The organism is Collimonas arenae (assembly GCF_001584165.1).
Classification (GTDB): domain Bacteria; phylum Pseudomonadota; class Gammaproteobacteria; order Burkholderiales; family Burkholderiaceae_D; genus Collimonas; species Collimonas arenae.
Genome location: NZ_CP013233.1, coordinates 3,463,524 through 3,479,724 on the forward strand (window position 1 = coordinate 3,463,524; position 16,201 = coordinate 3,479,724).

At 56.1% G+C, this 16,201-nt stretch carries 16 protein-coding genes, 1 tRNA gene, 1 pseudogene and 1 riboswitch; of the genes and pseudogenes, 3 read left to right on the forward strand and 15 right to left on the reverse strand.

Features of this window, described 5'->3' with window-relative positions; translation table 11 throughout:
* Positions 1-4: 4 nt before the first annotated feature.
* Both murI and CAter10_RS15865 read left to right on the forward strand, forming a co-directional pair.
* Positions 5-871, forward strand: a complete 867-nt coding sequence (gene murI, locus CAter10_RS15860; protein WP_231879002.1) for a glutamate racemase — start codon at positions 5-7, stop codon at positions 869-871.
* Positions 872-972: 101 nt separating this feature from the next.
* A tRNA-His gene (locus CAter10_RS15865) sits at positions 973-1,048 on the forward strand.
* A 149-nt stretch (positions 1,049-1,197) separates the two neighbouring features.
* Here the strand turns inward: CAter10_RS15865 and CAter10_RS15870 are convergent.
* The 15 genes and pseudogenes from CAter10_RS15870 to CAter10_RS15945 form a co-directional block, all read right to left on the reverse strand.
* Positions 1,198-1,626, reverse strand: a complete 429-nt coding sequence (locus CAter10_RS15870; protein WP_061534169.1) for a YeeE/YedE family protein — start codon at positions 1,624-1,626, stop codon at positions 1,198-1,200.
* A 3-nt stretch (positions 1,627-1,629) separates the two neighbouring features.
* The gene (locus CAter10_RS15875; protein ID WP_061534170.1) at positions 1,630-2,064 is read right to left on the reverse strand and encodes a YeeE/YedE family protein; all 435 of its coding nucleotides are present in this window, start codon (positions 2,062-2,064) and stop codon (positions 1,630-1,632) included.
* On the reverse strand, positions 2,058-2,393 hold the full coding sequence (locus CAter10_RS15880) for an ArsR/SmtB family transcription factor (RefSeq protein ID WP_061534171.1): 336 nt from the start codon (positions 2,391-2,393) through the stop codon (positions 2,058-2,060). The genes CAter10_RS15875 and CAter10_RS15880 overlap by 7 nt, the downstream gene beginning before the upstream one ends.
* 725 nt (positions 2,394-3,118) lie before the next feature.
* Complete coding sequence (locus CAter10_RS15890) at positions 3,119-3,661, reverse strand: GNAT family N-acetyltransferase (RefSeq protein ID WP_164840459.1); 543 nt, start codon at positions 3,659-3,661, stop codon at positions 3,119-3,121.
* A 42-nt stretch (positions 3,662-3,703) separates the two neighbouring features.
* Positions 3,704-5,299, reverse strand: a complete 1,596-nt coding sequence (locus tag CAter10_RS15895; RefSeq protein ID WP_061534173.1) for a GMC family oxidoreductase — start codon at positions 5,297-5,299, stop codon at positions 3,704-3,706.
* A 161-nt stretch (positions 5,300-5,460) separates the two neighbouring features.
* The gene (locus CAter10_RS15900) at positions 5,461-5,685 is read right to left on the reverse strand and encodes a hypothetical protein (RefSeq protein WP_061534174.1); all 225 of its coding nucleotides are present in this window, start codon (positions 5,683-5,685) and stop codon (positions 5,461-5,463) included.
* A 145-nt stretch (positions 5,686-5,830) separates the two neighbouring features.
* Positions 5,831-6,148 carry a hypothetical protein gene (locus tag CAter10_RS15905; protein WP_231879004.1) on the reverse strand — a complete coding sequence of 106 codons (318 nt, stop codon included), beginning with the start codon at positions 6,146-6,148 and terminating at the stop codon, positions 5,831-5,833.
* A gap of 162 nt (positions 6,149-6,310) precedes the next feature.
* Positions 6,311-6,967, reverse strand: a complete 657-nt coding sequence (locus CAter10_RS15910; RefSeq protein ID WP_061534175.1) for a Pr6Pr family membrane protein — start codon at positions 6,965-6,967, stop codon at positions 6,311-6,313.
* Between the two features lie 60 nt (positions 6,968-7,027).
* Positions 7,028-7,651: a riboflavin synthase gene (locus CAter10_RS15915; RefSeq protein ID WP_061534176.1), complete on the reverse strand. Its 624-nt coding sequence runs from the start codon at positions 7,649-7,651 to the stop codon at positions 7,028-7,030.
* A 16-nt stretch (positions 7,652-7,667) separates the two neighbouring features.
* A pseudogene (gene ribD, locus CAter10_RS15920) lies at positions 7,668-8,731 on the reverse strand (bifunctional diaminohydroxyphosphoribosylaminopyrimidine deaminase/5-amino-6-(5-phosphoribosylamino)uracil reductase RibD).
* A 129-nt stretch (positions 8,732-8,860) separates the two neighbouring features.
* Complete coding sequence (locus tag CAter10_RS15925) at positions 8,861-9,826, reverse strand: PilW family protein (RefSeq protein ID WP_061534177.1); 966 nt, start codon at positions 9,824-9,826, stop codon at positions 8,861-8,863.
* Positions 9,820-10,446, reverse strand: a complete 627-nt coding sequence (locus CAter10_RS15930; RefSeq protein ID WP_061534178.1) for a GspH/FimT family pseudopilin — start codon at positions 10,444-10,446, stop codon at positions 9,820-9,822. Before CAter10_RS15930 ends, CAter10_RS15925 begins: the two co-directional genes overlap by 7 nt.
* Before the next feature lie 20 nt (positions 10,447-10,466).
* Positions 10,467-10,934, reverse strand: a complete 468-nt coding sequence (gene nrdR / locus CAter10_RS15935) for a transcriptional regulator NrdR (RefSeq protein ID WP_061534179.1) — start codon at positions 10,932-10,934, stop codon at positions 10,467-10,469.
* 214 nt (positions 10,935-11,148) lie between these two features.
* Positions 11,149-12,396: a serine hydroxymethyltransferase gene (gene glyA, locus CAter10_RS15940; RefSeq protein WP_061534180.1), complete on the reverse strand. Its 1,248-nt coding sequence runs from the start codon at positions 12,394-12,396 to the stop codon at positions 11,149-11,151.
* Between the two features lie 87 nt (positions 12,397-12,483).
* A riboswitch (ZMP/ZTP riboswitch) is annotated at positions 12,484-12,611 on the reverse strand.
* Positions 12,612-12,743: 132 nt separating this feature from the next.
* Positions 12,744-15,095 (reverse strand): TonB-dependent receptor, encoded by a 2,352-nt coding sequence (locus tag CAter10_RS15945; protein WP_082797952.1) that lies wholly within the window; start codon positions 15,093-15,095, stop codon positions 12,744-12,746.
* A 321-nt stretch (positions 15,096-15,416) separates the two neighbouring features.
* Here CAter10_RS15945 and CAter10_RS15950 point away from each other — a divergent pair, with 321 nt between their 5' ends.
* Positions 15,417-16,163: an SDR family oxidoreductase gene (locus CAter10_RS15950; RefSeq protein ID WP_061534182.1), complete on the forward strand. Its 747-nt coding sequence runs from the start codon at positions 15,417-15,419 to the stop codon at positions 16,161-16,163.
* Positions 16,164-16,201 lie beyond the last annotated feature (38 nt).

The following is a 16,201-nucleotide window of genomic DNA, read 5'->3' on the forward strand; positions in this document are numbered from 1 at the left end:
ATCCATGACCAGCAACACTGGGAATATGCCGATGGCGCACGTTGCGCCCATCGGCATTTTTGATTCCGGCATCGGCGGTTTGTCGGTGCTGCGGCATATTCACCAGAATCTGCCACACGAAGATCTTTTATATTTTGCCGATTCCGCTTACGCGCCATACGGCGATAGGTCCGAAACAGAAATTTCCGCACGCTCGCTGGCGGTGACAGAATTTCTACTGCAGCGTGGCGTCAAGGCCTTGGTCGTCGCATGCAATACAGCCACCACCGCCGCCATCAAAGCGATACGCAGCGCCTATCCGGATTTGCCGGTGATCGGCATCGAACCCGGACTCAAGCCGGCGGCTGCGCAAAGCCATAGCAAGATCGTCGGCGTACTGGCCACCAAAGCCACCCTGCTCAGCGCCCGCCTGCTCAGCCTGCAACAGCAGATCAGTGCCGCCAGTGGGGTGCATTTCGAACTGCAGGCTTGCGTCGGCCTGGTTGATCAAATCGAAAAAGGCGAGTTGCGCTCTCCTCAAACCGCGCAGCTCCTACGAGGCTATATCGCCCCCTTGATCGCGCAAGGCGCAGATACCCTGGTGCTAGGCTGTACCCACTATCCATTCGTGCGGCCATTAATTGAAGAAGTCGTCAGCGGCCTCACCACAAGCCCGGTCGCCATTATCGATACCGGGGATGCCGTATGCCGTCAATTGACAAGAGTGTTGAGCGACAACGCGCTGTTGCAAAGTCCACAACGGCAGGGCAACGTGACCGCCTTCACCACAGGCAGCCAAACGACGCTAATAATTGCGTTCAACAGCCTGCTGCAGCTGAATCCGGCGGTCCATCAAGTTGCAACAATAACCCAGCCCGCAGCTATCTCATGATTAGGCATTATTTAATTTGCCAGCTGGCGGGTTACTTTGTATAATAGCGAGCTGTCCTAGTGCGGAACAAGCATGACAGTATTTGCAGTAGTCAGGCAATGGTGGCTGTAGCTCAGTTGGTAGAGTCCAGGATTGTGATTCCTGTTGTCGCGGGTTCGAGTCCCGTCAGCCACCCCAAAGAATTCAATAAAATCAAATACTTAGATTTAATTATTTGATAGTTATTTTGCAAAATTAAAAAGCCCGTCGATTGATGGGCTTTTTTTGCGTTTACGTCGTTCTTTAAGGCATGCCGCCCATCCGGGAGAAGGGATCGACCGTTCACTTCAGTGACGCTGGCGCTTGGGACGATCCAGCAACTCAAACATCGCCATTCCACACAACATCGCCACAACAAATACCCATCCCTTCACTAATCCCGAGCCCAGTAATACCAGTGCCGGGCCGGGACAGATGCCAGCCAATCCCCAGCCAATGCCAAACAACAGGCTGCCGCCAACCAGACGACGATCAATATGTCGAGCCGCCGGAAATTGCATCTGCAGGTTCAGCATCGAGCGCTGGCGTTTTTTGGCGAATGCAAACGTCGGCGCGGCGACAGCAATCGCGCCAGCCATCACAAATACCAAGGACGGATCCCAGTTGCCCGCCAGATCCAGGAATCCAATGACCTTGGCTGGATTGGCCATGCCGGCGACAATCAGGCCGAGGCCAAAAACCAAGCCGGCGACCAGCGCAAACAAGAAATTAAGCATGGCTCATGCTCCCAGCAAATGACGCACGACAAAAACAGTCAGGAAACCACTTGCCATGAAGGACAGCGTTGCTGCCAACGAGCGGGGCGACAATCGCGACATGCCGCATATCCCATGGCCGCTGGTGCAACCGGAACCGTAGCGAGTCCCTACGCCAACCAGCAAACCGGCCACAACCAGCACGCCCCATCCGGCATCGATACGGCTCTCCGGCAATGCGGCAAAAATCCGGTACAACAGTGGCACCGACACCAAGCCGATGACAAAGGCAAGGCGCCAAGCCACATCCACGCGCGAAGGCCGCAGCAAGCCGCCGACGATGCCGCTGATACCGGCGATGCGGCCATTGAACAAGATGAACAGCGCTACCGCCGCACCAATGAGCAGCCCTCCGCCCAACGAGGCCAGCGGCGTAAAATGCGCCCAATCAATCAGCATGACATTCCTCCATGTTCATCAGGGCAATACAGCTCATACAAGCTCTTCAGCAGTGACAGGATTTTAGGATCGGCGACCGTGTAATAGATTCGCTTGCCGTCGCGCCGGGTATTGACCAAGCCATCCGCACGCAGTACTCCAAGCTGCTGCGACAGCGTGGGTTGGCGTATTTCCAGCATATTTTCCAGTTCACTGACCGATTTCTCTCCCTGGCTGATCTGACATAGCAGGAGCAGGCGATCTTCATTAGCAAGTGCACGCAACGCAGCTGTCGCGTCTTTGGCCGCAGCGCGCATGAGTCCTATGTCCAGTACGGTTTTGGGTTTCATGGCTTGATTTGAAATACGCCTTCTATATTATATAATTTAACATTATATAATATTATATATTGATTGCTATCTGAACGCATCACTAACCTGGCAGGCTGACATTACGCTGGCAGATGTGGCGTACAGTCTGTGAAAGGCGCTTCATCGCTTCATTAATGGTTAACACTAGACTGACATGCGCGACGATTCGGCCGCATCCAAATTTGCGATATCAGAAGCAGAAATGACAAAAGGCAGGATTCCTCTAGGGAATCTTGCCTTTTGTTGATTGCCGTTGCGCCCCGGAGCCTAAACGCCCCGATGCATTGGTCGCGATTTACTTCGGCGCGCCGATTTTCTTCGACAGATAGAAACGCAGTGCGAAAGCAGCGGCGACGGCGAGGAGCGGCAGGATTTGGATGATGTTCATGGACAGGACTCCGAATAGATAAGCAGTGTTGATGCATTGCAGCATATAAAAATACGTCAACCATTGCCAATTCTTATTTCTGATTCCTTATATACGTTTCATGAATATCACTGCCAGTTATCTGGTTTGCCAATCCGATCTTAAAATATAAAAAGCCCGCTATCTTTAACGATGCGGGCTTTCCTTGTCTCCTCACCTCTAGAGAGATGGACTCTTTTTTGCGTGGACCGATACTGAGCCAAAACACGTTAACCGTCATCATGCGCCGCAACATAGCGTTGTTTTGCACCAACAAGCATCGATACGACTTGTGCGACTACCCGCTTTTCGCGTAGCGATAACGATATTCGTCGCTGTTGGCATCTTTGAAATAATCCGCATTGGGCAAAAACGCCTCGCGCTTGAATCCCAATTTTTCCACCAGCGCAATAGATGCCTGGTTGCGCGTGTCGATCAGGGCATAAACCGAGCGCACCGCAAAAACAGAGATCAAATGATCCCTGACCCGCTGACACATTTCCGCCGCGTAGCCTTGCCGCTGGTACGGAGTGAAGACGAAATACGCGAGCATCGCCTGCCCGTCCGCCTCAACGCCGGCCTGGGCATACCCCACATAATCATCGCTGCCGGTAAGCCGCACCGCCCAGTTCAACCAAATTTCAGAACCATCCGGCGACGAACGACTTTCCAGGCGACGGTAACGCTGCGTCAGATATGACAACGATTCCGGCGCCTGCTGGGGAATGAACGCATACAGCTCCGGATCGCAAAAATGCGGAAACAGTATTTCGGCGTGCGCGGCAACCAGCGGCTCAATGCTCAGGCGCGGGGTGAACAGAGTTGTGTCACCTGGTTTCAAACAAGATCCAATAAGAGTAATCGACTAGCGACGATTGGAACATCAACGTCCTTGGCGAATAAAGTCGACCGCCTTCTCGGCAATCATGATGACGGGTGCGTTGGTATTACCGCCGATCAGGGTCGGCATAATTGAAGCATCGACAATCCGCAAACCCTGCATGCCGATCACGCGCAAGGTCGGATCCACTACGGCGGCCTGGTCGACGCCCATTTTGCAAGTGCCGATTGGATGGTAAACCGTATCGACGTAGCTGCGCAGCAAGGCTCTGATCTCCTCATCCGATTGCACAGCCGCTGTGCGAATGTCGCGCTTGCTGTAGGCAGCCAGCGCCGGCGCATCAAGTAATTTGCGGGTCATCTTGAACGCGTCCACCATGTCTTCCAGATCCTGCGGATCGTCGAGGAATTTCGGATCGATCAATGGCGCGTCCTGCGGATTGGTATTACGCAAGCGAACATCGCCCACGCTCTTGGGCCGCAACAAGCAAACGTGACAGGAAAAGCCGTGCCCGACATGCAGCTTGCGGGCGTGATTCTCAACGCAAGCCATGACGAAATGCAATTGCAGATTCGGCGCCGGCAAGTCCGCCCGGGTTTTCAGGAAACCGCCGCATTCGGCGAAATTGCTCGTGAGCATGCCGCGCCGTTCATTGCGGAATCGCTGCAGCTCTTTAAACATGCGCAGCGAACCGCTGGCCGAAATGCCGAAAGTATCCAGGCTGTCGGATTTGTGGCAAAACACAAAATCCGGATGGTCCTGCAAATTCTTGCCGACGCCAGGCAAATGATGGCGCACCTGGATTCCCAACTTACGCAGCTCCACGCCATCGCCGATTCCCGACAACATCAGCAATTGCGGCGACTGGAATGCGCCGGCCGCAAGAATCACTTCGCGCCGCGCCCGCAGCACGCGCAACTGGCCGCCTTGCCGGACCTCGACGCCGACCGCCCGCCCCTGCTCAATGACGATGCGTTCAGCATAAGCACCGGTTTCCACATGCAGGTTGCTGCGTTGTCCCAAGTGCGGCAGCAGATAGCCACGCGCGGCGCTCCAGCGCTCGCCATCCTTTTGCGTGACCTGGTAGACGCCGAGCCCTTCCTGCTGCTCGGCGTTGAAATCGGATGTAAGGGGATAACCGGCCTGGCGCGCGGCTTCCAGGTATTGCTGATGGATCGGGTTATCGGTGCGCAGGTCGCTGACCCATAGCGGACCATCCTGGCCATGCCAGGCATTGGAGAATTGCTCGTTGTGTTCAGACTTTTTGAAATAAGGCAGCACCTCGTCGAAAGACCAGCCGCTGTTGCCAAGCTCTGCCCAATGGTCATAATCCGAGCGGTGCCCGCGAATATAAACCATCGCATTGATCGCCGACGATCCACCCAGCGTCTTGCCGCGCGGCTGATAACCTCGACGGCCGTTGAGTCCTGCTTGCGGCACAGTCTCGAAAGCCCAGTTGTTGAGCTTGGTTGGCACCATGGCAAGGGCGCCAACCGGCATTTTCACCGCCCAGCTATCACCACCACCGCCGGCCTCCAGCAGACATACGGAAATTTCCGGATCCTCTGTTAGACGGCCAGCCATCACACTGCCACCCGAACCACCACCAACGACCACAAAGTCAAACTCATCACTCACAATGCGTCTCCCGGTCTTTGTTATATTTGTCGCGCTGACAATCTGCGAGTCAGCTTCGGCAACAAATTTAACAGGTGCGGGATAATCGCGCCATGTGAGCGGCTAGAGCAATTGTTTCAATTCCACAATTCATCCCGGAAGGACAAAGCGCGCAGCCATTTTCAATGCGCTTTCGACATCACCACCAGCCATTTGCGAAACAACAAGATTTCCAAATGACCTGCCTGGATGCCAGCATTGCATTCGATCAGGGGATTACTTCTGTAGAGACGTTTGTAGAAATCGCGACAAATGAACAGTTCACGCTTGCCGAAACGCATCATGATTGAGGAGGGGGTAGACTCCATACCAAAGCGGGAGCCGGAGGTAATATCCAAGTTCGTCATGGCAGCAATTCCAATCTCGTTGAAGGGAATTGCACTGTACCACAACTACTGTATATCCATACAGTGAAATATACTGTGTATCTTTTTGGTCACGCCAAGTCGAAAACCGGCAGGGAACGCGGCATCCGACTCAGTCACTGCATTCTTAACGATGCCAGCCGTGATAGCGCTCGCCATGCCCATACCATCCACGCCCATGCCAATATGCAGGCCGGCCATAGAATGCAGGTGGATAATAACCTGGCGCACCGTACACCACGACAGGCGCCGGACGTACGTACACAGGTGCGGGAGCATAGTACACAGGTGCAGGTGGATAATACACTGGCGGCGGCGGGTAATAGCCAGGCACACCGATATTCACCGCTACGCCGACACGGGCAGCCATCGCCGGGCCGGCCGACATCATCAGGCCGGCGGCAGTCAGCAGGCCAAGCAGGGTAACGCGCATGGAATTTTTCATGGCAGTTCTCGGTTGGTTGAATGAATTGGTCATGACTCCATTTAACTCAACTTTCGCTCGCCTTGCCACGTAGAAGTCGTAAGGCGTGTAACAACATGTATCGCCACGGACGATTTCCCGGCGATTGTAGCTTTTTCGGTACAGCAGATAAGCGACTGAAGGCTACTCGACGCTCAATTCCTTGCGCCTGACTTTGGCAATGGCAACCATCGACAGCGCAATCACGAAAAACCCGATCAACAGCATGAAGGCATTGGCCATGACGCGCGCATAACCCAGGTTGGTCACGTTGAGAAACGGGTAAGGATAAAACCCCGAAGTGCCGCCCCTTATCATCGCCACAACGAAATACGCCAGCGGATAAATCAGCCACAATAGACTGTCTTTTACCTGTAAGTCATCCTTCGCCACATACAGCAGCCAGAACAGCGTAAACAACAGCGGCACAGCAGAATGCAACCCCTCATCCGAAAGCCAATGCAAGCCGGTAAACGGCGCATGATTGCGCAGCAGGATGTTGTACCCCAGGCCGACGATGATGATGTAAAGCGCCAGTGCGGTCAGTACCCCTGGCCGGGAAAAAAATTGGCCGAGCGCCGAATCCGGGGTCGACAAGAGCACCGTGCAGCATACGGCGATCAGGACATTGGTCAGGATTGTCAGATAGCCGAACATGCGCCAGACCGCTTCCCCATACGTCATTCCCTTTGCCAGCAACAAGGGAATTGAAATGGAAAATTGCGCGACAATTGCAAACCACGAAATGATCGCAATCAAGGCCAGCAGCAATTGAGGAGCGATTGTAGAAGTCTTGTTCATATCCGGATTCCGTCGTGCAAAAATGGTCTGTACGTGCAGGCGTCGATGGTCACTTGTGCTTTACGCAATGCCTTGGCCAGCGCTCAGCATCCGTTCGACATAACGTGCAATCAGATCCACTTCCAGATTGACTTGCTTGCCGGCCTGCAGATGCTTCAACGCGGTCACTTCGATCGTATGCGGAATCAGGTTGATCGAAAACAGGCAACCATCGGCAACGTCTTCGACACGATTGACCGTCAGCGAAACGCCGTTGACCACGATCGAACCTTTGTAGGCAAAGTACTTGGCCAGATCGCGCGAAGCCTTGATCACCAGCTCCCAGGATTCGCCGACCGGTTCAAATTTCTGCACCTGTCCCAAACCATCGACGTGACCGGAAACCAAGTGGCCGCCAAGGCGGTCCGCCAGGGTCAGGGCCTTTTCCAGATTAATCTCGCCGACTGCATCGAGGCCGACAGTGCGGTTCAGGCTTTCACGCGAAACGTCAACTTCAAAGCTGCCGGCAGTCTTTTCAACCACGGTCATGCAAGCGCCGTTCAATGAAATAGAATCGCCCAGCGCAACATCGGCAAGCGGCAGGCCGCCGGCATCGACGACCAGCCGGACTCCTGCATCGGCGCCAGCGCCAAGCGGTTTAACGGAAGTAATTTTGCCAATCGCGGCGACAATACCTGTAAACATGATTGAAATATAAAAATTAATGGAATCGTGCAAGGATACGCAAATCCTCGCCGACCTGCTTGATCTCGTGGAATTTCAGCGAGAATTTGTCTTGCAGAGTGGTCAGTGCCGGCAGGTCGAACATGCCACGCCCGTCACCCAGGATGGCAGGCGCCAGGTAGACCAGCAATTCGTCGACGCAGCCCTCGCGGATCAGCGAGGCATTCAGCTTGGAACCGGCTTCGACATGCAGTTCGTTGATCTGGCGTTTGCCGAGCTCCAATATCACCTGCGGCAGATCGACCTTGCCACTCGAGTTCGGCAATACCACCACTTCGGCCCCTTTTGCTCCAGTTGCGCCTGCTTTTCCGCATCGACCACCGCAGAGAAAATCAGATTGCCGCCGCCGACCAGGATCTTTGCGTCCGGGCTGATGCTTAATTTGCTGTCAACGATCACCCGCAGCGGCTGACGCGCCAATTGCACCGCGCGCACCGTCAACTGCGGATTATCTTCCTTGATCGTGCCGATGCCGGTCAGGATGGCGCCGGCGCGGGCGCGCCACATATGGCCGTCGTCGCGCGCCGCCTGCGAGGTAATCCATTGGCTCAGGCCGTTATGCAACGCGGTCTTGCCATCCAGGCTGGCGGCCACTTTCAGGCGAACCCACGGCTTGCCGGACTGCATGCGCGTAAAGAAACCGATATTCAACTCGCGCGCAGGCCCTTCCAGCACGCCGGACTCGACAGCAATCCCCGCTGCCTGCAGGCGCGCCATGCCCTGCCCGGCGACCAGCGGATTGGGATCGATCATCGCCGCCACCACCTTGGCCACGCCGGCACGCACCAGGGCGTCGGCACAGGGCGGTGTGCGGCCGAAATGGCTGCAAGGCTCCAGCGTGACATAGACAGTGGCGCCACGCACATCATGGCCTTTGGCCGCAGCGTCCGCCATGGCCTGGATCTCGGCATGGTTGCCACCGGGCGGCTGGGTGAATCCTTCGCCGATGACTTGTCCATCCTTGACGATGACACAGCCGACGGCAGGATTCGGAGCACAGGAGAACAGACCTTTTTCGGCAAGCCGCAACGCTTGCGACATCAGCATTTCAGCCTGGGTCATGGGGTAAGCGTGAAATTCATGTAAGAGCAATCAGAAAGGAAATATGCAGTGATTGTACAAAATATGCCGCCGCCGTCACTAACAAAACGCTGATGTAGAACATATCGCCTATTCCATCAGCTCCTCAGGCTGTCGTAGCAAGGTGCCGGCCGCACGATTACGCAAGGTGATCACCCGCGTGAGAACCGCTCGCAATTTGCGATCCGTTGCCAGTTTGGCAGTGCTGCTGCAATCCACATACCGCTGCGGCGCCGGCGTCACTTCATATTCGCTGCGTATCAGCAGGCATAATTTGACGCTGACCACCCGACGCCAGTTTTCCTCTTGATCACCCGAGAGAGCATCGACCCGTGACGCCGGCAAGAACTGCACAGGCGTCGCCTCACCCGACTCCGCCACCGCATAAGTCAGACGCATCTCTTCGATGTTGTTGATGATCGGTTGGGCGCTGTCATTGCCGTTGCCGTGACAATACAGGGAGTTGGTAGCTCTACCGGCGCTGGTCGCAACGAAAAACCGATTTCGTGCAATCACCACCTGCGGCGCCAACCGATAGGCGGGATGATCGGTCGGCACAGCGATTGCTGGCGGTTGCGCACCATTGCAGTCGGCGCCACGCCCTGTTGCTGCATCATGGTGGTCATCGACCCGATAGCTGACTTCAAAGCTGGCCATGCCGGGATTGGCGCTACACGAAAAATTTCTTCCTGCCCCCAACGGCCGGACATAACCATTGTCGCAACCGTACAAGCCGGACGCAGTTACGCCATCAACAGGGATAAAATCCGTGACCTGGCTGACGCCCGCTTGGGGATCGGCCAACACCAGTTTGCCGAAACCAGCCTGGCGCACATGGCGCGCCATCAGGTTCAGCGCGTAACTGGCGTCCTGATGCAAACGCATATGTTCGTTATTCAGGCGGAAGCTGGCGCTGCTGCCAATGTACAGCGTCGTAGTCAGCAACAGCAAACCCAGGCCGATCGTAGTGGACACCAGCAATTCAACGATTGAAAATCCGGTTCGCTCAGGCAGCTTCGGCAACGCCACTGTGCCGCCGGCCCCGATCCTCAGCATAAGCTGCTATCCAACTTCAAACTGATCCGGCCTGAACTGGCAATGCATACCGTGCGCGTGTATTCGCTGTTGCTGCTGAAAACCAGTTTGACAAAAGCTCCACTGGCATTGCCGGTCGCATCGTAGGTAATTGAATACTTTGTCGCCTTGACGCTGATGCTATTGTCCAGAGTGCCTTGCCGCCACAAGACCTGCCCACGGTCGCCGGCCTTGACCAGCCATCCAGCTCCCCAGTCTCCGGCATCGCGCCCACCGGTTGCTGCCCCGCTGCATTGATCGCTGCCGGAATCGGCGTTGATACTGCGACAGATGACAACCGGCCGGCCGCGCTTGATGGCTTCGCTGCGCGTCAGAATAGCGGCGGCAATGAATTGATTGGTTGCCGCCGCCAAGTGATTTCGAATCACAAAAGTGCGCATTGAAGGCAACGCAACGACCAGCAAAACGCCCATGATGGCGAGCACAATCATGGATTCCATCAGGGTCACACCTGCGCACCGCACACAACGCGCTTTGACATGCATCGCGATCGAACTCCCCTTGCCTGTTTCAGTTGAACATCCGATTTCAACGCGCATTTTCACAAAAAAAAAGCGCCGATCAAATCGGCGCTCAGTCATTTAAGCAATTGCTTCTTACATTATTTTTTCCGGGAAGGCGGCCCTGAAAACTCTTCGATCATGTTCTGGAACTCAGCAACATCTTCAAAGCTTTTGTAGACCGAGGCAAAACGGATATACGCGATCTTGTCGAGCCGCTTCAATTCGCGCATCACCAGTTCGCCGACGTGGCCGGACAACACTTCGCGTTCGCCGCTGGACAACAGCTTGTCCTTGATCCGCTGCAGCGCTTCATCCAATGCTTCCACCGAGACCGGACGTTTGCGCAGCGCCAGCATCAGGCTGGCGCGCAATTTGAGCGGGTCGAAATCGGTGCGACTGCCGTTTTTCTTGACGATCACCGGCATCGCCAGTTCGATCCGTTCATAGGTCGTGAAACGCTTGTCGCAATGCATGCAGCGGCGCCGGCGACGAATCGAATCGCCCTCTTCCGACACGCGGGTATCGAGGACCTGGGTTTCTTCGTGCTGGCAGAATGGACATTTCATGATGACAGTAATCCGAAGGAGGTTGCGGCTGGCTGTGCGGACATCTCTACATTATTCCTATTCGGGGCCACGCGCCGGTCGCTGACAACCGGTATTTCATTGAGGCTTACTTGGTACGAGGGCCCGTGCAGAGATAAAGCTGCAACGGGCCCACAATTTCCCTGATCGCCGGCCCGCCAAGGCTTGCCAGCAACCAGTACATCAGACTACGGTATTAAGCTGCGTACACCGGGAAGGCATCAGTCAGCTTCTTGACTTCCGCCTTGACGCGCTCGATGGTTGCTGCGTCATGCGGATTATCCAGTACGTCGGCGATCAGGTTACCCACTTTGGTCGCTTCCGCTTCCTTGAAACCACGCGTGGTGAACGCCGGGCTGCCGACACGGATGCCGGAAGTGACGAATGGCTTTTCAGGATCGTTAGGAATCGCGTTCTTGTTGCAAGTCATGTGCGCCGAACCCAGGATCGCTTCAGCTTCCTTGCCGGTGATCTTCTTGGCGCGCAAATCGACCAGCATCACGTGCGACTCGGTACGGCCGGAAACGATGCGCAAGCCGCGCGCGATCAACGCCTTTGCCAGTGCGTCGGCATTTTTCACCACTTGCTGCTGGTAAGCCTTGAATTCCGGTGTCAACGCTTCCTTGAACGCCACTGCCTTGCCGGCGATGACGTGCATCAGCGGGCCGCCCTGGATGCCTGGGAAGATTGCCGAATTGATGGCTTTCTCGAATTCGGCCTTCATCAGGATGATGCCGCCGCGTGGACCACGCAGGGATTTGTGCGTAGTCGATGTGACGAAATCGGCGTGCGGCACTGGGTTCGGATATTCACCCGCAGCGATCAAACCAGCGTAGTGCGCCATGTCGACCATGAAGTAAGCGCCGACTGCCTTGGCGACTTTCGACATACGCTCGAAATCGATGCGCAATGCGTAAGCCGAAGCGCCAGCGATGATCAGCTTTGGCTTCTTCTCGTGCGCCAGGCGCTCGAACGCTTCGTAGTCGATTTCTTCTTTTTCGTTCAAGCCGTAAGACACCACGTTGAACCACTTGCCGGACATGTTCAATGCCATGCCGTGGGTCAGATGGCCGCCTTCTGCCAGCGACATACCCATGATGGTGTCGCCGGGCTTCAGCATCGCGAAGAACACGCCCTGATTGGCTTGCGAACCCGAATTCGGCTGCACGTTGGCGGCTTCGGCGCCGAACAATTGCTTGACGCGATCGATCGCCAGCTGCTCGGCGATGTCAACGAATTCGCAACCGCCGTAGTAGCGCTTGCCTGGATAGCCTTCAGCGTACTTGTTAGTCAGCTGCGTGCCTTGCGCTTCCATCACTGCCGGCGAAGTGTAATTTTCCGACGCAATCAGCTCGATGTGTTCTTGCTGACGGTGGTTTTCCTTCTGGATGGCGCTCCACAATTCTGGATCGACATTGGCAAGGGTGTGATTTTTTTCGAACATGTAATACTCCAATCGATAAGGGTGAGCCTAAATCGAATGAGGGCCAGGAAATTAGGGGAATGCGGCAGCCTCAGTCGTACTTTCCATTCGGGCTGCCCAGGCGCACGGCGGATGAAATCTCACGCTTCCCGGTGGATGCCCACCTTTTACCAAAGCCTGCCGCGATCTTTTGGACCTGCGGCGGTATGGTTTTTTCGCCAGTCACGTGAGACGAAATGGTGCGCTTATTGTAAGCGAAGCACTCGATTTGAGCAAGATTGGCCCGGGCTTCGGCACCGGATGAAAAAAACCGCCCCGGAGGGCGGCTTTTGCATGGAATTTACCAAACAGACAACTAATTTAGATCCTTATATCTTGCCCGCCAAGCTGATCCCAATGGTGCGCGGATCGAGCCGGTAGCCTTCCGATACCGATTGCACGTTCGGACGCTGGATCACCTTGTCGTTATTGAAGGCATTCTTGACGAACAAGGTCAGCTCCCAGCGGTCGAAGGTGGCCCCGATGCTGGCGTCGAAGGTGCTGTAGGCCGGCCGTTGATAATCCGGATCGGTCGCCACCAGCGTACCGTGGCTGCTGCCGGTCCAGTGCGCGGCGGCGCGGGCGAAGCCGTAATAATCGCCAGGCAGGTTGAAATTGTATTGGCCAGTCAGGGTGGCGTTGTATTTCGGCACGCCCTGGATCGGATCGCCGGCGTGCGCATGCAAGGACGGCACATCGGAAGACAGAGTGGCATTGGTGTAGCCGCCGGACAGGCCGAGCACGATGTTGGAAGTCGGCTTGGCCTTGATTTCGAACTCGGCGCCATAGCTGGTGGCGTTGCCGACATTGGTTTCATAGTCGAAGCCGCAACCCGGCAGCGTGACATCCTGCTGCAAGCCGTTCCATTTGATGTAGAACAAGGCGGCGTTGACCTGCAGGCGGTTACCGAGAAAACGCGACTTATTACCCAGCTCGTAGCTCCATAGCTTGTCCGACTTGAACGAGGTCGGCGCCTCGGTGATGCCGAGGTTAGCGAAATCGGCGGCACACAGCGAAGCCGGAATCGGGCGGTCGTTACCGCCGAGGCGGAAGCCCTCGGTGGCTGACGTATACACGGTATTGTTGGGATCAATTTCCCAGGTCAGCGAGAATTTCGGCGTAAAGGCCGAGGACTTGGTGCTGACTGACGAACTGGTCGGGCCGCCATTCCAGTAATCGTCACCGTTGCGACTCAGGCTGTCAGTCGCTTGCAGGTAACGCATGCCGACGGTCGCATGCAGGCTGGGGACGAAATAGTAGTTCAGCTCACCGAATACCGCCTCTTGCTCGGTATGGTAGTGGCGTTCGCTGAAGTACGAATTATCGTTGGGGAAGGCAATCCCGAGCTGGCCAGGATCGGCCGGATTGGCGCCGAACGCCGCATAGGTCGCATTCAGGCCGAAAATCGGTTCGTTGTCGGTGACGTTGGTATGCAGGTTGGCGTAGTAGACCCCACCCAGCCAGGTGAACGGCGATACCTTCTGATCATACGGTTTTGAGGTAACACGCAACTCTTGGGAGAATTGGCGTACTTGGTTTTGCAAGTAGACCGCAGATGGCAAAGCGCCGATTGCGGCCGCCAGCCCGGGGGGCGTATCCGGCACCGCCGATCCCAGGTTGTTGACGGTGGTGCCGTCCTGGGTACGGTTGAAGGTGCGCTGATAGAAACTGGAAACCGACATCAAGTCAGCCTTGCCCATATCGTAATTGACCGTCAGGCTTGGCACCAGCAGACGGTCGTTGCCCGGCTCGCGCACCAGCTTGCCGGTCTGGTTCTTCGGCAAATCCAGGTAGGACGCATCGATATCCTTGGAATTGACTTCCTGGTAGAACACCGAAGGCGTAATGCTGAGTTGCGGCGTTGGCGCCCATTTCATGGCCAGCTTGACCACGCTCGAATCCTGCGCGTTGATACCGCTCGCAATGACGTTGCCGGTAGTCGGCGAGACCTGGTCGATATAGCCGCTTTGATGGCCCGTCTGCACACCGATACGCAGCGCCAACTCACCCGGAATCAGAGGCTGGTTGACGACGCCGTTGACGGTGTAGTTGGTGCTGCCGCCCGCGGTCCCCGACACTTCCGAATAGACACTGGCTTCGCGCTCTTTCAGGTTGGGCTGGTTGCTGATGAACTTGATGGTACCGCCCATCGAGCTGGCGCCGTACAAGGTACCTTGCGGACCGCGCAGTACTTCGATGCGGTCGATATCGAAGAATTTCGGTTCGGAACTGCCGAGGCTGTACAGGTTGCGCGTGGTCATCGAGACATCGTCCAGGTAGACGCCGACCGTGGCCGAACCGGCCGCCGAACTGATGCCGCGGATTTCGATATTGCTGAGACCGGCGCCAGAACCGCTGGCGCCGGAAAACGAGACATTCGGCACGGCCCGCGTCAGGTCGGAAAAATCATTGATATGCGAAGCCTGCAGGTCCTCGCCGCTGATTACCGAGATACTCAGAGGCACCTTGCTCGCGTCTTCCTTGCGCTTTTGTGCGGTGACCAGCACTGATTCGATCTGCTCGCTTGACCGCGCCGTTTTTTTTGCGCCGGGCGCATCGGCCGTATCGACGACGGCATCAGCAGCCTGTTGCGCCGCGGCGCCTGCCGCCCACAACGTGGACGAGGCTGCGGCCATGGCAAGCGCACAGGTAAAACTCCCGGAATAGCGTTTCTTTGTCATCGTTGTGGCTCCCTATAACATTCAGCAATACCCAGCGCTGGAAGCCCGGTTTCAGCAATATTTATGCCATGCAACATTTCATCCCCGCCCTGCAAACGGCAGTAAAACGACTACGGTGCGGCCGTTTGCTGTCATGTTCTGGTGCACTTTGCACCAAAGCAATCACCGCCGACGCCAATGCACGCATGAGATTCAGCGTCGCTGCTCATCGCCACCTAGTTTGTAAGGGCACACCCGGCAAATTGGGCTACAATTTCCCGCTTAGCGCAACGCAACAAATGCATCGCAACAAACCGGTTTGCAATAAAAGGAGCATGGATCATGATTGTCTTGATTACTGGCGCAACAGCAGGCTTCGGCGCCGAAATGGCACGTACATTCACCAAAAACGGCCATCAGGTCATCGCCACCGGCCGCCGCAAGGATCGGCTGGACCAGTTGGCTGCCGAACTGGGTGCGGCGGTATTGCCAATCGTCATGGACGTCACCGACAAGCATTCGATCAGCAGCGCGCTGGCCTCGCTGCCACCGGCATGGCAGGAGATCGACGTGCTGATCAACAATGCCGGCCTGGCGCTGGGTACGGAATCGGCACAGCAAGCTTCGCTCGAGGAATGGGAAACCATGATCGAAACCAATTGCAAAGGCCTGGTGACGATGACACGCCTGGTATTGCCTGACATGGTGAAGCGCGGCCGCGGCACGATCATCAACCTCGGCTCGATCGCCGGCGAATATCCGTATCCGGGCGGCAATGTGTATGGCGCCACCAAGGCGTTCGTCAAACAGTTCACGCTGAACCTGCGCGCCGACCTGGTAGGAACCGGCGTACGCGCTACCGATATCGCTCCCGGCCTGTGCGGCGGCACTGAATTCTCGAACGTGCGCTACCGCGGCAACGATGAAGCAGCCGCCAAGGTTTACGAAGGTACACAGCCGCTGACGCCTGCAGATATCGCCAATACAGCTTACTGGGTCGCCACTTTGCCGGCGCACATCAATATCAATCGCATTGAAATGATGCCGAATTGCCAAGGCTTTGCTGGAATGAGCATTAAGCGCAACTGATATGGCTACCTGTCTGGCTGCGTGCAACACCGCAGCCG

Excerpts from the sequence above, each read along its gene's own strand:
- CAter10_RS15950 (WP_061534182.1), top strand. The coding sequence starts at position 15,417 with ATGATTGTCTTGATTACTGGCGCAACAGCAGGCTTCGGCGCCGAAATG.
- CAter10_RS15945 (WP_082797952.1), bottom strand. The coding sequence starts at position 15,095 with ATGACAAAGAAACGCTATTCCGGGAGTTTTACCTGTGCGCTTGCCATG.
- CAter10_RS15870 (WP_061534169.1), bottom strand. The coding sequence starts at position 1,626 with ATGCTTAATTTCTTGTTTGCGCTGGTCGCCGGCTTGGTTTTTGGCCTC.
- CAter10_RS15880 (WP_061534171.1), bottom strand. The coding sequence starts at position 2,393 with ATGAAACCCAAAACCGTACTGGACATAGGACTCATGCGCGCTGCGGCC.
- CAter10_RS15875 (WP_061534170.1), bottom strand. The coding sequence starts at position 2,064 with ATGCTGATTGATTGGGCGCATTTTACGCCGCTGGCCTCGTTGGGCGGA.
- CAter10_RS15910 (WP_061534175.1), bottom strand. The coding sequence starts at position 6,967 with ATGAACAAGACTTCTACAATCGCTCCTCAATTGCTGCTGGCCTTGATT.
- murI (WP_231879002.1), top strand. The coding sequence starts at position 5 with ATGACCAGCAACACTGGGAATATGCCGATGGCGCACGTTGCGCCCATC.
- glyA (WP_061534180.1), bottom strand. The coding sequence starts at position 12,396 with ATGTTCGAAAAAAATCACACCCTTGCCAATGTCGATCCAGAATTGTGG.
- CAter10_RS15905 (WP_231879004.1), bottom strand. The coding sequence starts at position 6,148 with ATGAAAAATTCCATGCGCGTTACCCTGCTTGGCCTGCTGACTGCCGCC.
- CAter10_RS15915 (WP_061534176.1), bottom strand. The coding sequence starts at position 7,651 with ATGTTTACAGGTATTGTCGCCGCGATTGGCAAAATTACTTCCGTTAAA.
- CAter10_RS15900 (WP_061534174.1), bottom strand. The coding sequence starts at position 5,685 with ATGACGAACTTGGATATTACCTCCGGCTCCCGCTTTGGTATGGAGTCT.
- CAter10_RS15930 (WP_061534178.1), bottom strand. The coding sequence starts at position 10,446 with ATGACTGAGCGCCGATTTGATCGGCGCTTTTTTTTTGTGAAAATGCGC.
- nrdR (WP_061534179.1), bottom strand. The coding sequence starts at position 10,934 with ATGAAATGTCCATTCTGCCAGCACGAAGAAACCCAGGTCCTCGATACC.
- CAter10_RS15925 (WP_061534177.1), bottom strand. The coding sequence starts at position 9,826 with ATGCTGAGGATCGGGGCCGGCGGCACAGTGGCGTTGCCGAAGCTGCCT.